Raw genomic sequence first — 20,138 nt, 5'->3', positions numbered from 1 at the left:
GCCGCGTGACCTCATGCAGACGCGGATCGTCACCGGCCCGGATCCGCTGTGGGAGATCACGCTCAGCTCCCATCTGCTGGCCCGGCGCAACGAGGATCCGCTGCTGCTGGGCTGGCATCGCGCCGCCCAGCAGTCCCTGCGGGCCGGCACTGCGCTGCGTGGGCGCGCCGACCTGTTCCTCGGCGTCAACTGGTCGCACGGCGACTTCCCCGACTTCCTCACGCCCCGGCCGGGTGAGGGCGGCGTCGACGACGGGCTGGAGGCGGTCGGCAGCACCTGCCCGCGCCAGCTGCGCCGCGACGTGGACCTGGCCGCCGCCGCACGCGGGACGCTGCCCGCCGCGGCCCAGGAACTCGGCGAGGGGCGCCCGGCGGCGCTGCGCGAGCTGACCACCGGCATGCGCGAGTACTTCGAGGCCGTGGTCCGGCCGCAGTGGAACTGGGTGACCGCCTCGTTCGCCGCCGACCACGCCGCACGCAGCCGCGCGGTCGCCGCCGGCGGTCTGGCCGCGCTGCTCGACTCGCTGCACCCGTCGGTGAGCTTCGAGGACGGCGTGCTGCGCGTCGCCGACTACCCGCGAGACCGGGACCTGCACCTGAGCGGCCGTGGCCTGGTGCTGGTGCCGTCGTTCTTCAAGCGGGCCACCCGGCCGATCACGCTGATCGACGACGACCTGCCGCCGGTGCTGGTCTACCAGGTCGACCGCGGGGCCGGGCTGCTCGCGGTCCGCCACCAGGAGGCGCTGTCCGCGCTGGTCGGCCGGACCCGGGCGGCGATCCTGGAACTGTGCGCGGAGGGCGGCTCGACCAGCTCGATCGCGGCCCGGCTGAACCAGTCGCCGAGCACCGCCAGCGAACATCTGGCGGTGCTGCGCCAGGCCGGGCTGGTGTACAGCGAGCGGCGGCGCAACAGTGTCGAGCACCGGCTCGCCCCGCTCGGCATGGCGCTGCTGGAGGGCAGGCCCGGCCCGGCCGAGCAGTGACCGGCACTCAGGCCGGGCGCGGGGCGGCGAAGAGCAGGGCGAGCAGCACCGGGAACTCCAGGTACGCGTGGTAGCTGGCCAGGGCCTGGTACATGGTGCGGCCCTGGCCGTAGTCGATCAGGAACAGCACGCCCAGCACCAGTGCGGCGGCGGCGCCGAGCGCCCACGGCCGCCACCCGGCCAGCCACGGGACCCGCTGCTCGAACGCCGCTGCGGCGTCGGGCGCGTGCCGGGGCAGGAAGCCGAGCCACACCACGTAGTGCATGGCCTGCAGGAACGCGAACACGGCGAGGAAGCGCAGCCCGGCGGTGAGGCCGGGCGGGCTGACCGGCGCGGCGATGGCCTCCGGTGTGCCCGCGAACGCGACGACCGCCGCCGACCCGTCGGCCAGCAGCGGGTCGAACACTCCGGCCAGCAGCAGCGCGGGCACGATGAGGACCCAGCCGAGCTGGGCGGCCCGGAACAGCGCCCGGTCGCGGCCGCCGAGCCGGCGCGACCACTCCCACAGGAAGAACAGCGGCACGATGTTGTGCAGGTGGGCCAGCACCACGAAGTGGTACGCGGGCCAGGTCAGCGACACTGCCGCCGCCCCGGCCAGGACCGGTCCCGCGAGCGGCAGCCGGCGGCGCGGCACCGCGTGCGCCACTCCGGCGGCGAGCACGCCGTAGCAGAGCACGATCTCGGGCACCCGCAGCGCCAGCAGGCGGCAGAACACGATCGCGGTGACCAGCGCCAGCGCGGTCCACAGCAGCCGCCCGGTGAGGACGTGCGCGAAGCGGCCCGCGACGTAGCGCAGCTCCAGCACGTTGTGCAGCACCCCGAACGCGATGAGCCCGAGCACCGTGGTCGCCAGCGGCGCGCGCAGCGCGGCGGCCAGCGCCACGGCCGCGCAGGCGGCGAACCCGAGCACCAGCGCGGACGCCCGCGGCGCGACGGGGGTGCGCGGGGCGGGCAGGGTGGCTACCGTCATGCGATGCTCCGTTACCCGGCCGCGCTCGCGCTGACGCTGGCCGTCGAGATCCCCGTGTACGCGGCCGCGCTGCGCTGGGGCTGGTCGGCGCCGTGGCGGCGGGCGGTGCTGTGCGCGCTCGGCGTGAACCTGGTGACGCACCCGGTGCTGTGGTGGCTGCTCGCGCCGCGGACGGCGCTGGCTGCGTACCCGCTGCTGATGGTCGTCGCGGAGGTCGTGGTGTGCGGCGCGGAGGCGGCGCTGCTGGTCTGGTGGCTGCGGCGGCGCGACCCGTTGCTGGCCGTGCTCGCGGTCGCCGCGAACGCCGCGTCGGTGCTCGCCGGGCTCATTTACGCGAGCGCTTGACCAGCACCACGACCAGCACGATCGCGGCCACGACGACGAGCAGGCACACGCAGACCGCGGCCAGCCCGAGGCCCGTGTACTCCGGTTGCGGGGCGACGTCGGCGAGAATTCTCGGCATCGGTCCAGTATCGCGATCTTCGCCCGGCCGTCCACCGGCCGAACGTGGCGTCCACGATGGCCGGTCGCCGCGAAGTCGTCCTGCGGGCCGCACGGCGCGGGGGTGGATCATGTGATCAGATGAGCCATGGGCGACGGCTGGCGCGAGGTGGCGAGCGACGAGGCGGATTGGCTGGCCGAGCTGCGGCCGGACGGCGCGTGGACGGGATACGACCCCGGGGAGCGGCCCGACGCGGCGTGGATCCTGCATGCGATGTACGAGTGGGAGTCGGGGTCGACCCAGACCACCCACCACGACCTGCGCCGCAGCCTGCTCGACGCGAACCTGGTCGAACCGGAGCTGGTCGGCGGCATCAACATCGACGAGTGGGGTGTCGTCGACACCGGCGGGGCCGTAGGCCGCTCGCAGCATCCCGGGGCCGGCTGGCGGCGGCTGCGCTGGGCCGAGCTGGCGGCGCGCACCGACGAGCCGGTCGTGCCGCCCGGCAGCTCGCCGGACTTCCGCAGCCTGCCCGGGGCACATCCGGGCGGCAGCTGGCCTGCCAGCATCGAACCGCCGGGCGAGGGTTCGCTGGACCGGGAGGGCTGGTCGCGGCTCGTCGACCTGCTGGTGGGCTGGTCCGGCCCGGACACCCCGTGTCTGGCGTACATCGCCCGCGGCGCGGCTCCGGACCAGGAGTCGCACGTGCTGGCCGGGCCGCTCGGCGAGGCGGCCGCGCTCTACGACGACGAGCGCGGCAGCGGCTCCCCCGCGAACCTGTGGCCCGCCGACCGGTCGTGGATCACCTGGTCCGACTGGGACCTGTGGGGCACCAAGGTCGCCGGCCCACCCGCCCTGATCGAAGCGATCCTCGCCGACCCCGAACTGGAAGCCCTCCGCCTGCCCTGGGCCTGACCCGCGCAATCCGCGATCGTGGCGCGGTCAGGTCTCGGTGACCTCGATCGCGGCGGCGGGGCAGTTGTAGGCGGCTTCGCGTACCGTGTCGTATTCGGATTCGGGTGGTTCCGGCAGGCGGAGGACGACCAGGCCGTCGGCGTCGTCCTGGTCGAAGACCTCGGGCGCGGTGCGTACGCAGTTGCCCGAGCCGCAGCACGCGTCCCGGTCGACGGCGACCCGCAGCCGTCCGCTCACCAGGTCACCGGCAGCCGTTGCACGCCGAACACGACCGCGTCGCGGTAGCGCACGTCGCCGGGCGCCACGGCCAGGGCGAGGCCCGGCAGGCGGGTGATCAGCTCGGACATGGCGATGCGCAGCTCGGCGCGGGCCAGCGGCTGGCCGATGCACTGGTGGATGCCGAACCCGAACGCCATGTGCTGGTGCGAGCCGCGGTGCAGGTCGAACTCCTCGCCGTCGGGGAACACGTCGGCGTCGCGGTTGGCGGCCGACAGCAGCGCGATGACGCCCTCCCCCGCCGCGATGCGGTGCCCGCCGACCTCGGTGTCGACGACCGCGACCCGGGTCAGGCCGGTGCGCACGATGGTCAGGTAGCGCAGCAGTTCCTCGACGGTGTCGTCGATCAGTTCGGGCCGCTCCCGGAGCTGGCGGAGCTGTTCGGGGTGCTCCAGCAGCACCAGCGTGCTCAGGCCGATCATGTTGGAGGTGGTCTCGTGGCCCGCGATGAGCAGCAGCACGGACAGGCCGACCAGCTCCTCCTCGGTCATCTCGCCGGTGGCGACGCGCTCGGCCGCGAGCCGGCTGATCAGGTCCTCGCCCGGTGAGTCACGCCGGGTCGCGATCAGGCGGGTCAGGTATGCGCGCATCTCCTCGATGGCGTCGCGGACCTGCTCTGGCGGACTCGACCAGGCCAGCAGGATACGGCTGCGCTCCTGGAAGTAGTCGTGGTCGGCGTACGGGACGCCGAGCAGGTGGCAGATCACCATCGACGGGACCGGCAGCGCGAAGTGCTCGACCAGGTCGGCGGGCTGCCCGGCGGCGCGCATCGACTCCAGCGCGTCGACGACGGTCTGCCGGATCAGCGGCTCCAGCGTCCGGATGTGCTTGATCATGAATTCCGGCGTGAGGATGCGGCGGAACTTCGTGTGCTCGGGCGGGTCCATCCGGATCAGCGAGCCGTCCGGGCGGCGCGGCATGTCCTCGGGGATCGGCCGGATCAGCGGGAATCCGGGCCGGGTGAAGTCGCTGGAGAAGTCGGCGCTGCGCAGCAGCTCGCGCAGGTGCTCGTGCCGGGTGAACAGCCAGGCCTGCGCTCCGGTGGGCAGCTGCACCCGGCCCACCCCGTCGGGGCCGAGGTCCGGCAGCAGCGGTTCGAGCCCCGCGTTGCCGAACGGGTAGGTCGGGATGTTCGTGGCCAGCGTGTCGGACATGTGAGACTCCCCCGTCGAACCCCCAGGACCCCTCCAAGTTACTAGGGTTTGCCCCGTTTAGCGGAGTTCTGGCCGACCGGCCGGCTGGTCAGGGAACCACGACCACCGGCCAGCGCCCCTGCTTGACCAGCCGGGTCGCCACCGAGCCCACGAACCGGTGCCCCGCCTGCGCGGACGCCCCGACGACCAGCATGTCCGCCTTCAGCTCATCGGCCGCGGCCCGCAGCTCCGCGTACGGGTCACCGCTGCGCACCACGAACGAGACGGGCAGCCCCAGCTCCTGCGCCGCCTCGCGCACCTGTTCCCGCAGCTCCGCGGCCAGTTCCTCGGCGGTCTCCGCGGCCGCCACGGCCGCCTGGCCGTAGATCGCGTTGACCAGCCCGGCCGACTCCCCCACGAACACCACGACCAGGCGGCTGCGCTGGCGGCGGGCCAGCCCCGCGGCGTAAGCGGCGGCCCGCTCGGACGGCGGGGTGCCGTCGACCCCGACCATGATCATGCGTGGTCCGTCGGTGCCGCGTTCGAAGGCGCACGGGGCCGCCGCCGGGCCGTAGTGCTCGGTGCGTTGCTGCGGGAGGTCCACGGCCAGGCCTGTCCTGCTCAGCCCAGCGCCGGAGCGGACTCGCCGAACACGGCCGCCGCGGCGGTCGGCGCGTGCGCGCGTGTCGCCGAAGTGCTCGGCACGTTGCCCGGGACGGGACCGAAGCCGCTGGGCACCCGAACCGTGGCCGGCGCGTAGCCGTGTGCCGGCGCGCCGACGGGTGCCCGCTCCGCCGCCTGCGACTGCCCCGCGTAGACGTGAGAGCGCGTCGCTGCCGACGGCTCGCAGGCGTGCGCCGGCAACGGAGCGTGCGAGCGGGCGTCGGCGTGTGATGGAACCTGGGCCACCGGTGCGGGCTCGGTCGGCGCGGGAGCCGGGGCCTCGGCGCCGGAGCGCAGCACGATCTCGGGCAGCAGCAGCGCGGCGATGACGCCGACCACGCCGATGGCCGCGGAGATGAGGAAGATGTGGCCGGTGGCGTCGCCGTACGCCTCCCGGACGATGGCCTGGGCAGCCGGGGGCAGCGTCTTGAGGTTCAGCGAGCCGCCGCCCGAGCCCGCGGGCAGGCCCGCTGCGGCCAGGTGCGCGGCGATGATCGACTGGACCCGGTTGGCCAGCACGGCGCCCAGCACCGAGACGCCGATCGTGCCGCCGAGCGAGCGGAAGAAGGTCACCGATCCGGTCGCCGCGCCCAGGTCCTTCATGGCGGCGGTGTTCTGCACCGCGAGCACCAGGTTCTGCATGGTCATGCCGACGCCCAGACCGACCAGCAGCATGCCGGTGCCGATCATGGCCAGCGGAGTGTCGTGGTCGATGAAGGACAGCCCGCCGAAGCCGGCGACCAGCACGATCGCGCCGGTGACGATGTACGGCTTGACCTTGCCGGACTTGGTGACCATGCGGCCGGTGACGGTCGAGGAGATCAGGACGCCGAGCATCATCGGCATGGTGAGCAGGCCTGCCTCGGTCGGGGTGTACCCGCGGCCGATCTGGAAGTACTGGCCGAGGAAGACCGAGCCGCCGAACATGGCCATGCCGACCGCGAGGCTGGCGAGGATGGACAGCGCGGGGACCCGCTTGCTGATCACGGTGATCGGCACGACCGGGCTCTCCGCCCGCAGTTCCACCCACACGGCCGCGGCCAGGATCAGCAGCGACGCGCCGACCATGGCGAAGGTCTGCCAGGACAGCCACTCGAACGAGTTGCCGACGAACGACACCCACACCAGCAGCGTGCTCACGCCGATCGCGATCAGGGCCGCGCCCAGGTAGTCGATCTTCGCCTTGACCCTGGCCCCACGGGGCAGGTCGAGAGTCAGCCACAGCAGCGCGAAGGCGATCGCGGCGATGGGCACGCCGATGAAGAAGCACCAACGCCAGCCCAGCCACGAGGTGTCCACGATCAGGCCGCCGAGCAGCGGCCCGGCCAGCGTCGCCACGGCCATGACGCCGCCGAGGTAGCCGTTGTAGCGGCCGCGCTCGCGGGGCGGGATCATCGCCGCGATCACGATCTGCACCAGGGCCTGCAGGCCGCCGACGCCGATGCCCTGCACGGCACGGGCCGCGATGACCTGGGTGGTGTCCTGGGCGAAGCCGCTGAGCAGCGAGCCGATCACGAAGATCACAATCGCGATCTGGACCAGGAGTTTCTTACTGAACATGTCCGCCAGGCGCCCCCAGACCGGGGTCGTCGCAGTGGCGGCGAGCAGGGTCGCGGTGACGACCCAGGTGTACTGCGTCTGGGTGCCGTTCAGCTCGCCGACGATACGCGGCAGCGCGGTCGACACGATGGTCGAGCTGATCATGGCGACAAACAGCACGAGCAGCAGCCCGCTCAGGGACTCCAGGATCTCGCGGTGGCCCATGCGCAGGTGGCGGGGGGTGTGGCCGGGGTTGCTCATGGCATCGAATATGGCACCAAACTTGCGCAGTGTGCAAAGTTTCCCGATGTGCATTCCACCACGCCGGCCGGTATCGTCTCCTGCTCGTGGAGCCGACGACGACCCTGCGCGAACGCAAGAAGGAAGCGACCCGGCAGGCCCTGCACGAAGCCGTGCTGCGCCTGGCCGTCGAGCGCGGCCTGGACGCGGTGACCGTGGACGCCATCGCCGACGAGGCCAACGTGTCGCGGCGTACCTTCTCCAACTACTTCGCCAACAAGGAGGACGCCCTCCTCCACGGCGACCGCATGCGCATCAACGGGCTGCTCGAACTGCTGCGCGCCCGCCCCGCCGGGGAGTCCCCGTGGCAGGCGCTCACCGCCGCGGCCCTGGCGCAGTTCGAGCAGATCGGCGAAGTCGACCCGAACTGGGTCGCGCAGACCCGGCTGCTGCGCCGCCACCCGACCCTGCTCGCCCAGCAGGCGGCCACCCAGGCGACCCTGGAGCAGGAACTCGCCGCCGAGATCGCCGCGCGCGACCCCGGCCACCCCGACGAGCCGATGCGCTCCCGCGTGCTCGCCGCCGTCTTCATGGTCACCCTGCGCACCGTGTTCGGCCTGTGGGTCGAGAAGCGCGGCGGCGTGGCCCTGCCCATCGCCGTGCGGGCCGGGCTGGTCCGCGCCGCCGAACCGTTCGTCTAGCCCACTGCACGACGCGGGTCACGAGGCTGCGCCCGCATTCAGCAAATTTTGCGCTGTGTGCAAGATTACGAGTCGCTCTCCGGGAACCCCGCCGGCGGTAGGGTCCGTGATCGTGAAGGCACTTCGCCGGCGTACCGCCCCGAAGGTGTGCCGACGCCGGGTCCGGCCCTACCGGTCCCCGCGCCGGCAGGCCGCGATACCCGGCGAACGGATCGCGGGACGTCGCCCTCCGCCGAGCACGCCCGCCGCGCGGGGGCCGTCGCCCGAGGATCCCGTTTCGCCCCGACCGGCCGCGCCGGGCCGGCGGCGCTGGTTCCGCAGGCTGCTGCCGGTGGCCGTGGTCGTCCTCGCGCTGCAGACCGTCCGCGACCAGATCCCCGGCCTCGACCAGATCGAGCCGGTCGTGGCCGGCGGCGACCTGCTCTGGATCGGGGTCGCGCTGCTGGCCGAGATCGTGTCGATGTCACTGTTCGCCCGGCAGCAGCTGAGCCTGCTCAAGGGCGTCGGCGTGCGAGCCGGGCTGGGGGCCGCCCTTGCCCTGACGTACACCCGCTCCGCGCTGGCCATCAGCATGCCGGCGGGCACGGCCGTCTCCGCCGGGTACGCCTACCAGCGATACCGCCGCTGGGGCGCGGGCCGCGAGTCCGCGACCGCCGTGATGATCATGTCCGGGGTCTGCTCCTTCGTCGCCCTGGCGCTGCTCTACGTCGCCGGCTTCCTGCTCACCCTGCTGGCCGCGCCCATGTCCACCTGGCAGGACCAGCCCGTCCTGACCGTCGCCGTGCTCGCCGTCAGCGCCGCGACCGTCGCCCTGCTGGTGCGCCACCGCATCCGGGCCCGCGCTCCGCTGACCATCGACGGGCCTGTCGACGAGGAAGACCTCGCCTACCTCGCCACCGCGCCGGAGGTGGCCGCCGCACCCGGCGGCCCGGAGCCTGCCCTGCCGTCCGGCCTCGTCCGCACCCAGCTGCGGCGCCTCGGGCAGCTGCTGCGCGACGTGGTGGCGGTCGCCGAGAGCATGCCGCTGCGGCACCGCACCGCGGCGATGGGCTACGCGGCGCTCAACTGGCTCTTCGACCTGGCCTGCCTCGCCGCGGTCGCGCAGGCCTTCCACCTGCCGCTGGACCTGCTCCAGCTCGGCACCGTCTACGTGGCGGCGCAGCTGGTCCGGCAGATCCCGATCACGCCCGGCGGCATCGGCGTCATCGAAGCGACCCTGCTCGCCGCGCTGACCACCGCCGGCGCGGAGCCCGCCGCGGCCGCCGCGACCGTGCTCGGCTACCGGCTGCTGTCCTGCTGGCTCGTCATCCCGGCGGGCCTCACCACCTGGGCGTTCCTGCGCCGTGCGGACCGCCACACGCCGCCTGCGGCGGCGCCTGCACCGGTCCCGGCAGCCGCCGCCGCGATGCCGTCGGCGTCCTGAACCTGCGCGTTACCCGTTGGACGGCTGAGCGACCGGTTCAGCGGCGACCTCGCCGTCGCGGGGCCCGGCCGAAGCGCGCCACGCCCAGCGGCCCAGCGCCAGCACCGTGAGCACCTCGAAGGTGGCCAGCCCGCGCTCCACGAAGCCGAGTGGGATGACGTCCCACCACGGCAGCCCGGTGTACGGCGTGAGCAGGTACGCCCCGGCGATGACGCCGAAGAAGGCGAGGGCGGCCAGCGCGGGGATCGCGGTCAGCCAGACGCTGCCCCGCCAGCGCCGCTCGCGCCGCCACATGAGGGTGACCAGCAGCGCGCCCAGCGGCAGGCTCACGAACGCGACCAGGCTCGCCATCCGGTGGATGGTCCCGTGCGTCGACGGCCCGACGGACCAGTCGTGCTTCGGGAAGTACACCACCGCGGCCAGGCCCGCCGACCACAGCAGCAGACCGAGCGCGGCGAACGAGGCGGGCCGCACCAGCCGGGCGTACGCCAGCGCGGCGAACACAGCCAGCGACCCCGCGGCGAGGACCAGCACGCCGAGGTTAAACACCCAGCCGGTCTCGAAGTAGGCGTACTCGCTGATGGTGCGGCGGATCGGGCTGATCGCCGCCGTCGGCGGGAGCACGTGCAGCGCGGACACGGCCAGCACCCCGGCAAGGACGGCGGCGAACCCGGCGGCGGCGAACGTTCGGGCGAGTGCGGCGGACGGCATACCCCCGATCATCGCGTATCGGAGGTCGGCGCGGGGGTCAGGCGGAGGCCGTCGCCGGTTCCGCGACGGGAGTGCCGGCGTAGGCCCCGGCCTTGCCCGAACGCCAGGCGAGCACACCGCAGCCCAGCGCCAGCAGGGCGCACACCGGCCACAGGGCGCCCGGGGCGACGCCGTAGAGCAGCGCGCCCAGCGGCGCGGCCAGCATGGTGCCGCTGGTCGCCGCGCCGCTGTAGAGGCCCTGGTAGCGGCCGGTCAGCTCGGTCGGGGCGCGGTCGAGCACGTGCGCGGTGGCGGTGGTCTTGTAGAGGATCTCCCCGGCCGTCAGCACCACCATCGCGGCGATCACCACCGCCGCGGTGGAGCCGAGGCCGAACAGTGCCATGCCGGCGCCGACCAGCGCGTATCCCACGGCGATAATCCCGGTCGCGGGCAGCCGCCGCAGCAGCATGGTCACCGGGATCTCCAGCAGCAGGATCAGCCCGGAGCCGACGGCGAGCACGGTCGCGTACACGGTCAGCGCCTGGCCGTTGTCACGCAGGTAGACCGGCAGCGTCGAGTACAGCTGGCGGTAGACGACGTCGACCACGACGATCGCGGGCAGCAGCATGAGCAGGCCGCGGTCGGCGAGCACGCTGCGCCACAGCCCGGCGGGCCGGTCCCCGGCGAGGGTGGGCAGACGTTCGGGTTCGGCCCGCAGCAGGGCCGCGGTGACCGCCCGGACCGCGAGGATGACCAGGCCGTCGATGACGAACAGGGCGGTGAAGTGCTCCACGGCGAGCAGCGCGCCGACCGGCGGGCCGATGACGCAGCCCGCGTTGAACGCGGCCCGGCTGATCGCGACGGCCCGCCGCCGGTCGCCCGCGGGCACGGCCAGCGCGGTCAGCGCGCCCTGCGAGGTGCCCGCGGTCGCGCCGCTGTAGCCGAGCAGTGCCGTCGACACGGCCAGCAGGGCCACCGGCGTCCACGGCATGAGCAGGGTGACGACACCGGCGATGGTGGAGGCGAGCAGCATGACCCGGCGGTGGCCGTACCGGTCGCCGAACCACCCGCCGGTGAAGTTGCCGGCGAGCAGGCCGACGCCGAGCGCGCCGCTGATCAGGCCCGCCAGTTCCAGTGGCAGCTGCCGCGGGCCGGTGAGATACAGGAACAGGAACGTGAAGACGAATGACCCGGCGGCGTTGACGAATCGTCCGACAGCGAGGATCCACACGACCCGGGGTGTGTCACGCACGCACGCACCCTAGAGCGCGTGATCATGATCGCGCAAAGCCGTTTATCTGCTCAGCGGGTCGTGGCCCCAGTTCATCAGGGAGTACCGCCACGGTGTGTCGGCGATGTCGCCGGACGGGCGCTGGGCGAGGTGCCGGAGCACGTACCCGACGACTTTGCGCATGTGGGCGAGGTCGGCATCGCTGAGTTCCGCCTTCTTGGCACGCAGCAGGCCGACGATGCGCCGCCCGGAGGCGTGCCCGGTCGACTCGCCCCCGCCGTCCTTCTGCCCGACCGCCTTGGAGTCGGCGCTGTCGAGCCACTTCTCCAGCTCGCCTGCGGTCATGTTCACGACTTCGGCGAAGTCGTGGTGGGTCTGGTCGCGCTCGTCAGCGTTCACGGCGCAGTGCCTCGGGTTTGTGCACCGCGTCGCGGCCGGTCTTGTCGCTGGTCACCCGGTACTGCGGGTCCTCCTCGGTGGCGGCGACGGAGCGTCCGGCAGCCTCGCCGCGGTCGGTGATCTTCTCCTCGACGGTGCCGTGCACGGTCTGGCCGTGGCTACGCCATGTCACTTTGTCGCCTTTGCGAAGTTTCTTGTGCTCCCCCATGCGGGCCTTCGTTCCCGCCCGCCCGCCCGCCAAACCTCGGCCACTGGACGCGGCCTCCTACTGTGCATCCGGCCCCGTTTCGCCGTCCGAAGGAGACCTCGTGCACATCACCGCGCATCTGGACGTCGACGTCGTCGCCGTGGAGACCGAGGATCAGCTGTCGGTGCTCATCGAGCTGACCGCGCCGCCGGCTCCCGCGGCCGCCGGGCCGCGCCCGCCGTCCACGCTGCAGGTGGTGCTGGACCGCAGCGGGTCGATGAGCGGCGCCCGGCTCGAAGGCGCGAAGACCGCGCTGATCAGCCTGGTCGACCGGCTGGACCCGCAGGACAACTTCGGCCTGGTCGCCTTCGACGACCGGGTCGAGGTGACCGTGCCCGCCGGGAAGCTCACCGACAAGCTCGCGGTGAAGCGGGCGATCGCCGAGCTGCAGGCCCGCGGCAACACCGACCTGTCCGCGGGTTACCTGCGCGGGCTGCAGGAGGCCAAGCGGGTCGCCGGGGCGGGCGGGGCGAGGCTGCTGCTGGTGTCCGACGGGCACGCCAACGCCGGGGTCACCGACCCGGCCGCGCTCGGCGGCGTCGCCGCGAAGGCGTACGCGGACAAGGTCACCTCGACCACCCTCGGCTTCGGACTCGGCTACGACGAGCGGCTGCTGTCGGCGATCGCCCGCGGCGGCGTCGGCAACGAGCTGTTCGCCGAGGAGGCCGACACCGCCTCCGCCCTGATCGCCGGTGAGGTCGAAGGGCTGCTGTCGCAGACCGCGCAGGCCGCTTCGCTGCAGATCACGCTGTCTCCGCAGGTGCGGGCCGTGCGGATCGTCAACGACCTGCCGGTGACCGCGACCGGGAACACGGTGCTGGCCGAGCTGGGCGGTTTCTACGCCGACGAGACGCGCAAGCTGCTGCTGGTCTTCGACATCCCGGCCATTGCCGCGCTCGGCCTGGCCCAGGTCGCGACCTGCGAGTTCACCTGGGTCGAGCTGCCGAGCCTGACCCAGCACACGGTCACCGTGCCGCTGCACGTCAACGTCGTGCCGGGCGACCAGGCCGCGGGCCGTGTCCCGGACCCGGTGGTGCGCACCGAGCTGGTGTACCTGCAGGTCCAGGAGGCCAAGCGCCTGGCGTCGCGGCACCTGAGCGCCGGGGCCTCGGACGCGGCGCTGGCCGAGATCCGCCGGGCGCAGGGCGCGGTCACGGACGCCCTGGCCGCGGCCCCGCCCAACCTGCGCGCGGACCTGGACGAGGAGGTGTCGTCGCTGAACTACCTGGCCCAGCAGACCGAGCAGGGCATGATCGCGCGGGCGGCGAAGTACTCCTCGTCGGACTCGTCGTACAAGTCGCGCAGCCGTGGCCGGACGCTGCCGCCGACCACGGGTGGCTACACGAACGAGCCGCCGAACGCTGCGCCGCCGACGTCCGGTCGCAGCTGATCGCCGCCACGCCGGTCAGCTGCTCGACAGGACGATCACCCGGTCGATGGGCGGCATGAGCTGCTCCTTGTCGGGGTTGAGGACCACCCCGTGCCCGTCGCCGCTGTCGGTCACCCGGTAGCCGATGGCGACCTCGCCCCGCCGGGCGGCCGACGCGACGACCGTCGCGAAGGTGATCGTCGCCCCGGCCCGCAGGTAGTAGCTCGCGGGCCGGATGTAGATCTCCGCGCCGTCGGCGTCGAACAGGTCCGCGAACACCGACTCCAGGTGGCGGTTCTCCGAGATCTGGGTCATCAGCAGGCTCACCAGCTGCTCGCTGACCACGAAGTCGTCGGCCTTGGTCAGCTGGGCCAGGGCCCGGTCGCGGTCGTCGCGCATCTCGCTGACGATCGACCCCGGGCCGCGCCCGGCCAGGATGTCGCGCAGGTGCAGCAGGGTGACCAGCACCCGCGAGTCGGCGGTCAGCGCGTCCAGGTCGTCGTCGGACAGCACGATCACGTTGTGGTACGACGCCACGTCCAGCGACTCCAGCACCCCGCGGTCGCGGGTGTCGCCGGCCTTGGAGCGGATCTGCAAGTGGCGCAGCCGGGTCGCGAGCCGTCCTACGGCGGGGTTCGCGTCGGCCCGGTCGGTGACCACGTCGACCGTGGAACCGGCCGCCACGTAGACGTCGAGCTGCTCGACGATCCGGGCGGCGCGGCGGTTCCAGCCCAGGATGAGCGTGCTCTCCGGAGCGGCGGGGCCGCGCACCCCGTGCACGATGGCGGTGTCGTCGACGGCGAACGGCGCGTTCGCCAGTGTGACCATCGAGTCGTCGCGGGCCAGCAGCACGATCCGGTCGCCAGGGCTGATCATCGTGCCGGGCGGCGGGTTGAGCACGGTCTTGCCGTCGGCCAGCAGCAGCCCCAGCGGACAGCACTGCCTGTACGCCAGCAGCGCCTGCGCGAACGGCCGCCCGACCAGGCTCGGCTCGACGGTCATGTAGATCTCGTCGCCGCCGAAGTCGAACAGGTCGTGGTAGACCACCGACAGCTTGGACTGCCGGGCCGTCTGCACGATGAGCCGCGCGCCGATGTCGTCGCCGTCGAGCACGATCGCGTCGCCGCCGGCCAGCTTGGCGACGGCCCGGTTGCGGCTGTCGCGTACCGCCGCGACGACGTGGTGCGGGCGGCCCCGGAACGCCGGGCCCTTGTTGATGGCCAGCAGGGTCTTGAGCACGTACGCGTCGGCGTCCTCGGCGGTCGCGCCGTCCGGGGCCAGCACGATGATCGACCTGGCCTCGTTGAGGTTGACCATCTCCAGGTCCTTGAGGTCCAGCGGGCTGCCGGTGCGGAAGATCAGCCGGGTGCGGCCGGTGGCGCCGATACGGTGCTCGACCCGGTCCTCCATGGTCACCTTGTCCTGCTCGGCGAGCACGACCACGGCGGCCCGGCGGCGGCTCGAGTTCGCCTCCACCATCTCGGTGATCACCGTGTAGATCTGGTCGGACCAGCCGAGCACCACCGTGTGGTCGCGTTCGAGCACCGCCGAGCGGCCCTTGCGCAGCTGCTCCAGGCGGCGGTTGATGCCACTGGTGAGCAGACCGATCAGGGCGCTCGCCACGAAGATGCCGCCCAGCGCCAGCACGAACCACATCGGCAGGACGATCCAGTCGGCGTCGGTCGGCGCGGACAGGCTGAAGGCGGTGACGAAGGTGGACCACAGCACGCGCAGCGGGTCACCGTCCATGGTGCTCGGGGCGACGATTTCGATGGCCACGGTGACGAGCAGCACCAGGCCGAACGAGGCGACGGCGAGCCAGCCGATGAGCCCGGTGGTGCCGCGGGACATGGTGTTGTCGAACCAGTAGCGCATCCGGGCGCGGAGGCTCACTCGACGGGCCATGAGCTGGAGGTCCTTTGAACGCAGGGAGGGGGCATGCGTTGCTGTCGATCCAGGTGCCGGCTCACTCTAATGGCGGCCGGACGCGCCCCGCGGCGGGGTCGCGGACCGGCCGGTAACGACGGAGCGGGCCGGTGCCCGAGGCACCGGGGCGCCCCCCCCCCCCCCCCGGGGGGGGGGGGGGGGCCCGCCCGGCGCGGCCCCCGCCCGGGGGGGGGGGGGCGCCCCGCGGGGGCCGGGGGGGGGGGGGGGGGCCCGCCCCCCCCGCCCCGCCCGCCCTCCCCTGCGGTTACGGCTGCTGTACCAGCCGGAACGACTGCGCGCCGGTGCCGTTGCAGGCGTACTGCACGAGCTGGACGCTGTCGGCCGTGGACGCCGCCGGCACGTCGAGGCACTTGCCGCTGTTGCGGTTGACCAGGTGGTAGTAGCCGCCGCCCTCGGCGACGGGCTGCCACTGCTGGTTGTTGCCGCCGCTGTAGGTCCACAGCTGGATCGGCGCGTTGTCGGCCGTGGACACGTTGGTCACGTCGAGCGAGCGGGCGCTGTTGAGCCGGATGTCGACGTGGGAGTACCCGCCGGTGGTGGGCGTGAAGCGGTACTGCTGGGCATTGGAGCTGTTGCAGCTGTACTGCTGGATCGCCGTGCCGTTGGCCGACGCCGCGGCACGGGCGTCGACGCACTTGCCGCTGTTGCGGTTCACCAGGCTGTACCAGGCGGTCGGCGAGATCGGACCCGACGACGCCGACGGCGACGGGGAGGCCGTGGGGCTGGGACCGGGGGTGACCCCGCCGAGCCACAGCAGGCCGTCGATCAGCCAGCGGTTCTGCACCTCACTGGCGAACGTCGAGGACAGCCGGGTGTTGGTGCTGTAGTTCATCGCGTTGTGCCCGAAGTTCGCGTACAGCATCTTGTAGTTGCGGTTGGTCCAGATCAGCGGGTGGTAGCCGCTGTACCAGGTCTGGTTCGGGTCGGTGCCGACCGGGTAGCTGCTCGCGTCGATCGAGGCCAGGATGTCGATGCTGGAGTTCTGACGCAGGTCGTTGCGCCAGGAGTACCACTCGCTGACCGCCGAGGTCCAGGTCGCGGGCAGCCGCGTGGTGGACGGGTGGGCGCGTTCGGTGCGCATGGTGACGCTGGTCGGGCCCCAGGTGTTGGAGACGAACGCGCCGGTGCCCAGGAACGTGTTGTAGTACCAGCTCCACGTGTTCGGGTCGGTGTTGAACGCGGTCACGTGGAAGCCCATCCACGCGCCGCCGTTCTGCATGTACTGCTGGAACGCGGCCCGCTGCCCGGACGGCGGCGCGTCGTCCAGGAACATGATCACCTTGTACTGGGCGAGGTTGCCGGTGTTGAGCCGGCTCCAGTCGGTGGTCGCCTCCCAGGTGAAGTTGTTCTGCGCGGCGGCCTGCGGGAACCAGACCAGCGCCTCCTTGTCGAAGTCGATGTGGGCGGCGTCCCAGGTGCCGTTGTAGAAGGCGAGCACCTTGAACGCGGGCGCGGCCTGGGCGGTGCCCGGCCCGGCGACGAGCGTGGCCGTGATCGCGGTCAGCAGCGCGGCCAGCGCGGCGAGCCACCACCTGGCGGTGTTGTGCAGTGTTCGGGACACGACGGTTCCTCCGGTTTCGTGCATAGCGGGGCGAGGAACGGGTTCTGCCCCTCCAGGACCGCCTGGTGAAACCGTTCGTAAACATTCTTAACTGACGATTCGTCGATAGGCAAGATTGATTTCCTATTCGGATGACGCGTCCATCCCGTGAGGAGAACTCACCTCCGGGTAACCACGGTGGACCGGCGGCGCTATCCTTGCGGCTCGTTGGTGGATCATCGGGATTCAGGAGGGCAGATGGCCGGCACGGCGGACGACCTCGTTCCCGACGTCAGTCCGCTGACGAGCCACGACCCGCGCACCCTCGGCCCGTACCGGCTGCTGGGACGGCTCGGCAAGGGCGGGCAGGGCGTCGTCTACCTCGGCGCCGACGGCAGCGAGCGCCTCGTCGCGGTCAAGACGATCAACGTCGACCTGCAGCACAACCCGAAAGCCAAGGCGCAGTTCGCCAAGGAGATCGCCGCCGCCCGGCGGGTCACCCCGTTCTGCACCGCGCAGATCCTGTTCGCCGAGATCGACACCGAGCTGCCGTACGTCGTCAGCGAGTACATCGCGGGACCGACGCTGCACAAGCAGGTCCGCGACCACGGGCCGCTGCCGGACAACGCGCTCTACCGGCTCGCCGTCGGCACCGCGACCGCGCTGGCGGCGATCCACCAGGCCGGGATCGTGCACTGCGACTTCAAGCCCGACAACGTCATCCTCGGCGGCGACGGCCCGCGCGTCATCGACTTCGGCATCGCCCGCGCGCTCGGCGCGGAGACCATGTCCGGCCACGTGATGGGCACCGTGCCGTACATGGCGCCGGAGCGGTTCCACAATGTGGACGTCGGTCCGGCATGCGACATCTTCGGCTGGGCGGCGACCATCGGCTTCGCCTCGTCCGGGCGGGGGCCGTTCGGGCATGACTCGATGGCCACGGTGATGGCGCGGGTGCTGTCCGAGCCGCCCGACCTGGACAATCTGACCGGGACACTGCGCGCGCTCGTCGTCGCGTGCCTGGCCAAGGACCAGCACGCCCGGCCCAGCGCGCAGCAGGTCCTGATGCGCCTGCTCGGCCACGAGGCCGCCCCGGCCGCGCCGGTGCCGCTGGTCGAAGCGCTCCAGGAGGGCAGCGACGCGGCGACGGCCCTGCTCCAGCCGGGGCAGGACTCCCCCACCGCCGCGGCGCCCGCACCGACGGCGACCACCCCGCAGCCGACCGCCACGGCTGCCGTCACCGCGACCGCCGCGCAACCGGCCCCGCCGACCGTCACCGCGCCCCGGCTGCCCACCGATCCGAACGCGGCGTCGCCGCATGCCCCCGCGGTGCCGCAGCCCCCGGCCACCAGAACCGCGCCGGCGGTGACCCCGCCGTCGGCGGGCAGCCACGGCCGAGCCGAGCCCCAGGCTTCCGCCGGTGGCCGGGCCTCCCGGTCACGGCGGCTGCTGCGGCAGATCGGCGACCCGCTCGGCATCGCCACCGCGCTCGTCCTCGGCGCGGGCGGTTTCGCGGCCGGTTACGTCCCGTCGGGGCAGACCGGGACCGGCGCTGCCGTCGGCGGCGGCGTGCTCGTCGTCGTCTACCTGGTGCGCCTGTTCACGGCCGTCGCGCTCGACGACGGCCGGCCCGACCACAGCTGACCCGACCGCGACACAGGAGGATTGCCATGGCTTCGCGCCGGACCCAGCGGTGGCTGCCGGTCGCCTTCGCCGCGACCGTCGGCTTCGCCCTGATCGCGGGCTCCTACACGTACGTCTCGGCGGTCGCCGGGGACCGCAGCGACTGCGTGGCGCTCGACGTCGTCTCGTCCACCGAGAAGAGCGAACTCGTCAAGGACCTGGCCGAGCGGTACAACGGCAGCCGGCGGCGCTTCGGCGACCGGTGCGCCGACGTCACCGTCACCGGTCTCACCTCCGGGCAGGCCATGCAGGCCCTGGCCGGGGACTGGGGCGCGCTGTCGGGCACGGGCAGCCCGCGGCCGCAGGTGTGGCTGCCGACGTCGACGCTGTGGACCGGCCAGTTGCAACTGCTCGACCAGGCCGCCGGGCACCAGGTGCAGACCGGCGGCGAGTACGAGTCGATCGCCAACAGCCCGCTGGTGATCGCGATGCCCGCGACCAAGGCCCGCTACCTGCAGCAGCAGGGGCCCCTGGGCTGGGGCGACATCCTCGGCATGTCCGGCGAGCAGGGCTGGGCCGAGTTCGGCAAGCCGGAGTGGAAGCGGTTCACCTTCGGCAAGGACAACCCCAACCTGTCCACCTCTGGCCTGGCCGCGACCATCGCGACGTACTACGCCGCGACGAAGACCTCCAGTGACCTCACCACCGCCGACCTGCGCGACCCGAAGGTGACCAGGTTCGTCCGCCAGATCGAGGCGAACGTCTCGCACTACAGCGACGACGTGGTCGACCTGCTGCGCGCGCTGGCCGCCGCGGATCTCGCCGAGGTCGACGGGGCCGCCGGCTCCGATCTCAGCGCCGTCGTCACCCAGGAGGAGCTGGTCTACCTCTACAACACGGGCGCGCTGAGCAACGGCAAGAAGCCCAACGAGCAGCTGGTGGCGCTGAATCCGAAGGAAGGCACCTTCAACCTCGACCACCCGTACGTGGTGCTGCCGCAGGCCGACGAGGCGCAGCGGGCCGCCGCCGCGGACTTCCTCGCCTTCCTGCAGGAGAAGCCGCAGCAGCGGGAGTTCGCGGCCATCGGATTCCGCGACCACGAGCGGGCCGCCTCCGACGACCTGGTCCGTGTGGTGGGCGGCAACAAGGCCGCGGGCACCTACTTCGAGCCGCCGTCGCCCGAGGTGGTGCAGGGCATCAAGGAGGGCTGGGCGACACTGCGCAAGAAGGCCAACATCCTGATGACGGTCGACGTGTCCGGTTCGATGACGTCGAACAAGGTGGGCAACACGAACCTCACCCGGCTCGCCTACGCGACGGCCGCCGCCAAGAAGGGCATCGAGCTGCTCAACAGCGAGGACCGGGTCGGGCTGTGGTCGTTCTCCTCCAAGCTCGACGGGGCGGCGAAGCCCTACCGGGAGCAGCTGCCGCTGGCGCGGCTGGACGACGACCAGTTCGGCGCGAAGCTGGACAAGGTGCGCTCGGGCGGCGGCACAGCGCTGTACACGACCATCCGGGCCGCGCACCGGCACATGCTCGACAACTACGACCGCTCACGGATCAACGCGGTGGTCGTGCTGACCGACGGGGAGAACGAGTACCCGGAGGACAACGACCTGAACAAGCTGCTGCGCGACATCGAGCTCGACCCCGACCGGCCGGTGAAGGTCTTCTGCATCGCGTTCGACAAGGCCTCCGACCTGCTCTCCTTGGAGAAGATCGCGGCCGCCGGCGCGGGCAAGGCGTTCGACGCCCAGGACCCGGAGAAGGTCGACGAGGCCTTCGTGAAGCTGCTCAGCAGCTTCTGA

Annotated in this window: 20 protein-coding genes; 8 read left to right on the top strand and 12 right to left on the bottom strand. The window is 72.5% G+C overall.

Features of this window, described 5'->3' with window-relative positions; genetic code table 11:
• Positions 1-13 precede the first annotated feature (13 nt).
• The gene (locus F6W97_RS02855; RefSeq protein ID WP_155368499.1) at positions 14-982 is read left to right on the top strand and encodes an ArsR/SmtB family transcription factor; all 969 of its coding nucleotides are present in this window, start codon (positions 14-16) and stop codon (positions 980-982) included.
• Between the two features lie 7 nt (positions 983-989).
• Here the strand turns inward: F6W97_RS02855 and F6W97_RS02850 are convergent, their stop codons facing one another.
• Entirely contained in the window at positions 990-1,952 is a 963-nt protein-coding gene (locus tag F6W97_RS02850; protein WP_155368498.1) for a hypothetical protein, read from the bottom strand.
• Between the two features lie 3 nt (positions 1,953-1,955).
• Between F6W97_RS02850 and F6W97_RS02845 the strand changes: the two genes are divergently transcribed.
• Positions 1,956-2,297 (top strand): hypothetical protein, encoded by a 342-nt coding sequence (locus tag F6W97_RS02845; RefSeq protein ID WP_155368497.1) that lies wholly within the window; start codon positions 1,956-1,958, stop codon positions 2,295-2,297.
• Here F6W97_RS02845 and F6W97_RS02840 read toward each other — a convergent pair.
• The gene (locus F6W97_RS02840) at positions 2,278-2,415 is read right to left on the bottom strand and encodes a hypothetical protein (protein WP_155368496.1); all 138 of its coding nucleotides are present in this window, start codon (positions 2,413-2,415) and stop codon (positions 2,278-2,280) included. The two genes, F6W97_RS02845 and F6W97_RS02840, sit on opposite strands and share 20 nt — an antisense overlap.
• A gap of 126 nt (positions 2,416-2,541) precedes the next feature.
• Between F6W97_RS02840 and F6W97_RS02835 the strand changes: the two genes are divergently transcribed.
• On the top strand, positions 2,542-3,309 hold the full coding sequence (locus F6W97_RS02835; protein WP_155368495.1) for a hypothetical protein: 768 nt from the start codon (positions 2,542-2,544) through the stop codon (positions 3,307-3,309).
• Between the two features lie 27 nt (positions 3,310-3,336).
• Here the strand turns inward: F6W97_RS02835 and F6W97_RS02830 are convergent, their stop codons facing one another.
• The 4 genes from F6W97_RS02830 to F6W97_RS02815 form a co-directional block, all read right to left on the bottom strand.
• A complete protein-coding gene (locus F6W97_RS02830; RefSeq protein WP_230686358.1) occupies positions 3,337-3,546 on the bottom strand; it encodes a ferredoxin in 210 nt (69 codons plus the stop codon).
• Positions 3,543-4,739, bottom strand: a complete 1,197-nt coding sequence (locus F6W97_RS02825; RefSeq protein ID WP_155368494.1) for a cytochrome P450 — start codon at positions 4,737-4,739, stop codon at positions 3,543-3,545. The genes F6W97_RS02830 and F6W97_RS02825 overlap by 4 nt, the downstream gene beginning before the upstream one ends.
• A gap of 88 nt (positions 4,740-4,827) precedes the next feature.
• Positions 4,828-5,322 (bottom strand): universal stress protein, encoded by a 495-nt coding sequence (locus F6W97_RS02820; protein WP_330164951.1) that lies wholly within the window; start codon positions 5,320-5,322, stop codon positions 4,828-4,830.
• Between the two features lie 17 nt (positions 5,323-5,339).
• Positions 5,340-7,181 (bottom strand): MDR family MFS transporter, encoded by a 1,842-nt coding sequence (locus F6W97_RS02815; protein ID WP_230686357.1) that lies wholly within the window; start codon positions 7,179-7,181, stop codon positions 5,340-5,342.
• An 86-nt stretch (positions 7,182-7,267) separates the two neighbouring features.
• Between F6W97_RS02815 and F6W97_RS02810 the strand changes: the two genes are divergently transcribed.
• Together F6W97_RS02810 and F6W97_RS02805 are read left to right on the top strand one after the other, a co-directional pair.
• The gene (locus F6W97_RS02810; RefSeq protein WP_230686356.1) at positions 7,268-7,861 is read left to right on the top strand and encodes a TetR/AcrR family transcriptional regulator; all 594 of its coding nucleotides are present in this window, start codon (positions 7,268-7,270) and stop codon (positions 7,859-7,861) included.
• 331 nt (positions 7,862-8,192) lie between these two features.
• On the top strand, positions 8,193-9,284 hold the full coding sequence (locus F6W97_RS02805; protein WP_196278947.1) for a lysylphosphatidylglycerol synthase transmembrane domain-containing protein: 1,092 nt from the start codon (positions 8,193-8,195) through the stop codon (positions 9,282-9,284).
• A 9-nt stretch (positions 9,285-9,293) separates the two neighbouring features.
• Here the strand turns inward: F6W97_RS02805 and F6W97_RS02800 are convergent, their stop codons facing one another.
• From F6W97_RS02800 to F6W97_RS02785, 4 genes are read right to left on the bottom strand one after another with little or no spacing between them, the layout of a single operon-like run.
• Positions 9,294-9,995, bottom strand: a complete 702-nt coding sequence (locus F6W97_RS02800) for a DUF998 domain-containing protein (RefSeq protein WP_196278946.1) — start codon at positions 9,993-9,995, stop codon at positions 9,294-9,296.
• 37 nt (positions 9,996-10,032) lie between these two features.
• A complete protein-coding gene (locus F6W97_RS02795) occupies positions 10,033-11,226 on the bottom strand; it encodes an MFS transporter (RefSeq protein WP_155368490.1) in 1,194 nt (397 codons plus the stop codon).
• A gap of 42 nt (positions 11,227-11,268) precedes the next feature.
• Positions 11,269-11,604, bottom strand: coding sequence for a DUF3140 domain-containing protein (locus F6W97_RS02790; RefSeq protein ID WP_155368489.1), 336 nt, complete (start codon positions 11,602-11,604; stop codon positions 11,269-11,271).
• The gene (locus tag F6W97_RS02785) at positions 11,594-11,776 is read right to left on the bottom strand and encodes a hypervirulence associated TUDOR domain-containing protein (protein ID WP_330164950.1); all 183 of its coding nucleotides are present in this window, start codon (positions 11,774-11,776) and stop codon (positions 11,594-11,596) included. The genes F6W97_RS02790 and F6W97_RS02785 overlap by 11 nt, the downstream gene beginning before the upstream one ends.
• A 136-nt stretch (positions 11,777-11,912) precedes the next feature.
• On the opposite strand from F6W97_RS02785, the gene F6W97_RS41175 reads away from it, so the two are divergent.
• Complete coding sequence (locus F6W97_RS41175; RefSeq protein ID WP_196278945.1) at positions 11,913-13,241, top strand: vWA domain-containing protein; 1,329 nt, start codon at positions 11,913-11,915, stop codon at positions 13,239-13,241.
• A 15-nt stretch (positions 13,242-13,256) separates the two neighbouring features.
• Here the strand turns inward: F6W97_RS41175 and F6W97_RS02775 are convergent, their stop codons facing one another.
• Together F6W97_RS02775 and F6W97_RS02765 are read right to left on the bottom strand one after the other, a co-directional pair.
• Complete coding sequence (locus tag F6W97_RS02775) at positions 13,257-15,125, bottom strand: CASTOR/POLLUX-related putative ion channel (protein WP_155368486.1); 1,869 nt, start codon at positions 15,123-15,125, stop codon at positions 13,257-13,259.
• 286 nt (positions 15,126-15,411) lie between these two features.
• Positions 15,412-16,728, bottom strand: a complete 1,317-nt coding sequence (locus tag F6W97_RS02765) for a ThuA domain-containing protein (protein ID WP_230686355.1) — start codon at positions 16,726-16,728, stop codon at positions 15,412-15,414.
• Positions 16,729-16,965: 237 nt separating this feature from the next.
• On the opposite strand from F6W97_RS02765, the gene F6W97_RS02760 reads away from it, so the two are divergent.
• Positions 16,966-18,351, top strand: coding sequence for a serine/threonine protein kinase (locus tag F6W97_RS02760; protein WP_155368484.1), 1,386 nt, complete (start codon positions 16,966-16,968; stop codon positions 18,349-18,351).
• A 26-nt stretch (positions 18,352-18,377) separates the two neighbouring features.
• A complete protein-coding gene (locus F6W97_RS02755) occupies positions 18,378-20,138 on the top strand; it encodes an extracellular solute-binding protein (protein ID WP_230686354.1) in 1,761 nt (586 codons plus the stop codon).

The sequence above is a fragment of the Catellatospora vulcania genome, assembly GCF_009720385.1.
GTDB classification, from domain to species: Bacteria; Actinomycetota; Actinomycetes; order Mycobacteriales; family Micromonosporaceae; genus Catellatospora; species Catellatospora vulcania.
Note: the sequence above shows the minus strand (reverse complement) of the source record. Positions and strands in the feature narration are given on the sequence as shown.

Coding starts and splice junctions, on each gene's coding strand:
- F6W97_RS02760 (WP_155368484.1), top strand. CDS start 16,966: ATGGCCGGCACGGCGGACGACCTCGTTCCCGACGTCAGTCCGCTGACG.
- F6W97_RS02800 (WP_196278946.1), bottom strand. CDS start 9,995: ATGCCGTCCGCCGCACTCGCCCGAACGTTCGCCGCCGCCGGGTTCGCC.
- F6W97_RS02775 (WP_155368486.1), bottom strand. CDS start 15,125: ATGGCCCGTCGAGTGAGCCTCCGCGCCCGGATGCGCTACTGGTTCGAC.
- F6W97_RS02855 (WP_155368499.1), top strand. CDS start 14: ATGCAGACGCGGATCGTCACCGGCCCGGATCCGCTGTGGGAGATCACG.
- F6W97_RS02755 (WP_230686354.1), top strand. CDS start 18,378: ATGGCTTCGCGCCGGACCCAGCGGTGGCTGCCGGTCGCCTTCGCCGCG.
- F6W97_RS02840 (WP_155368496.1), bottom strand. CDS start 2,415: ATGCCGAGAATTCTCGCCGACGTCGCCCCGCAACCGGAGTACACGGGC.
- F6W97_RS02815 (WP_230686357.1), bottom strand. CDS start 7,181: ATGAGCAACCCCGGCCACACCCCCCGCCACCTGCGCATGGGCCACCGC.
- F6W97_RS02825 (WP_155368494.1), bottom strand. CDS start 4,739: ATGTCCGACACGCTGGCCACGAACATCCCGACCTACCCGTTCGGCAAC.
- F6W97_RS02845 (WP_155368497.1), top strand. CDS start 1,956: ATGCTCCGTTACCCGGCCGCGCTCGCGCTGACGCTGGCCGTCGAGATC.
- F6W97_RS02835 (WP_155368495.1), top strand. CDS start 2,542: ATGGGCGACGGCTGGCGCGAGGTGGCGAGCGACGAGGCGGATTGGCTG.
- F6W97_RS02850 (WP_155368498.1), bottom strand. CDS start 1,952: ATGACGGTAGCCACCCTGCCCGCCCCGCGCACCCCCGTCGCGCCGCGG.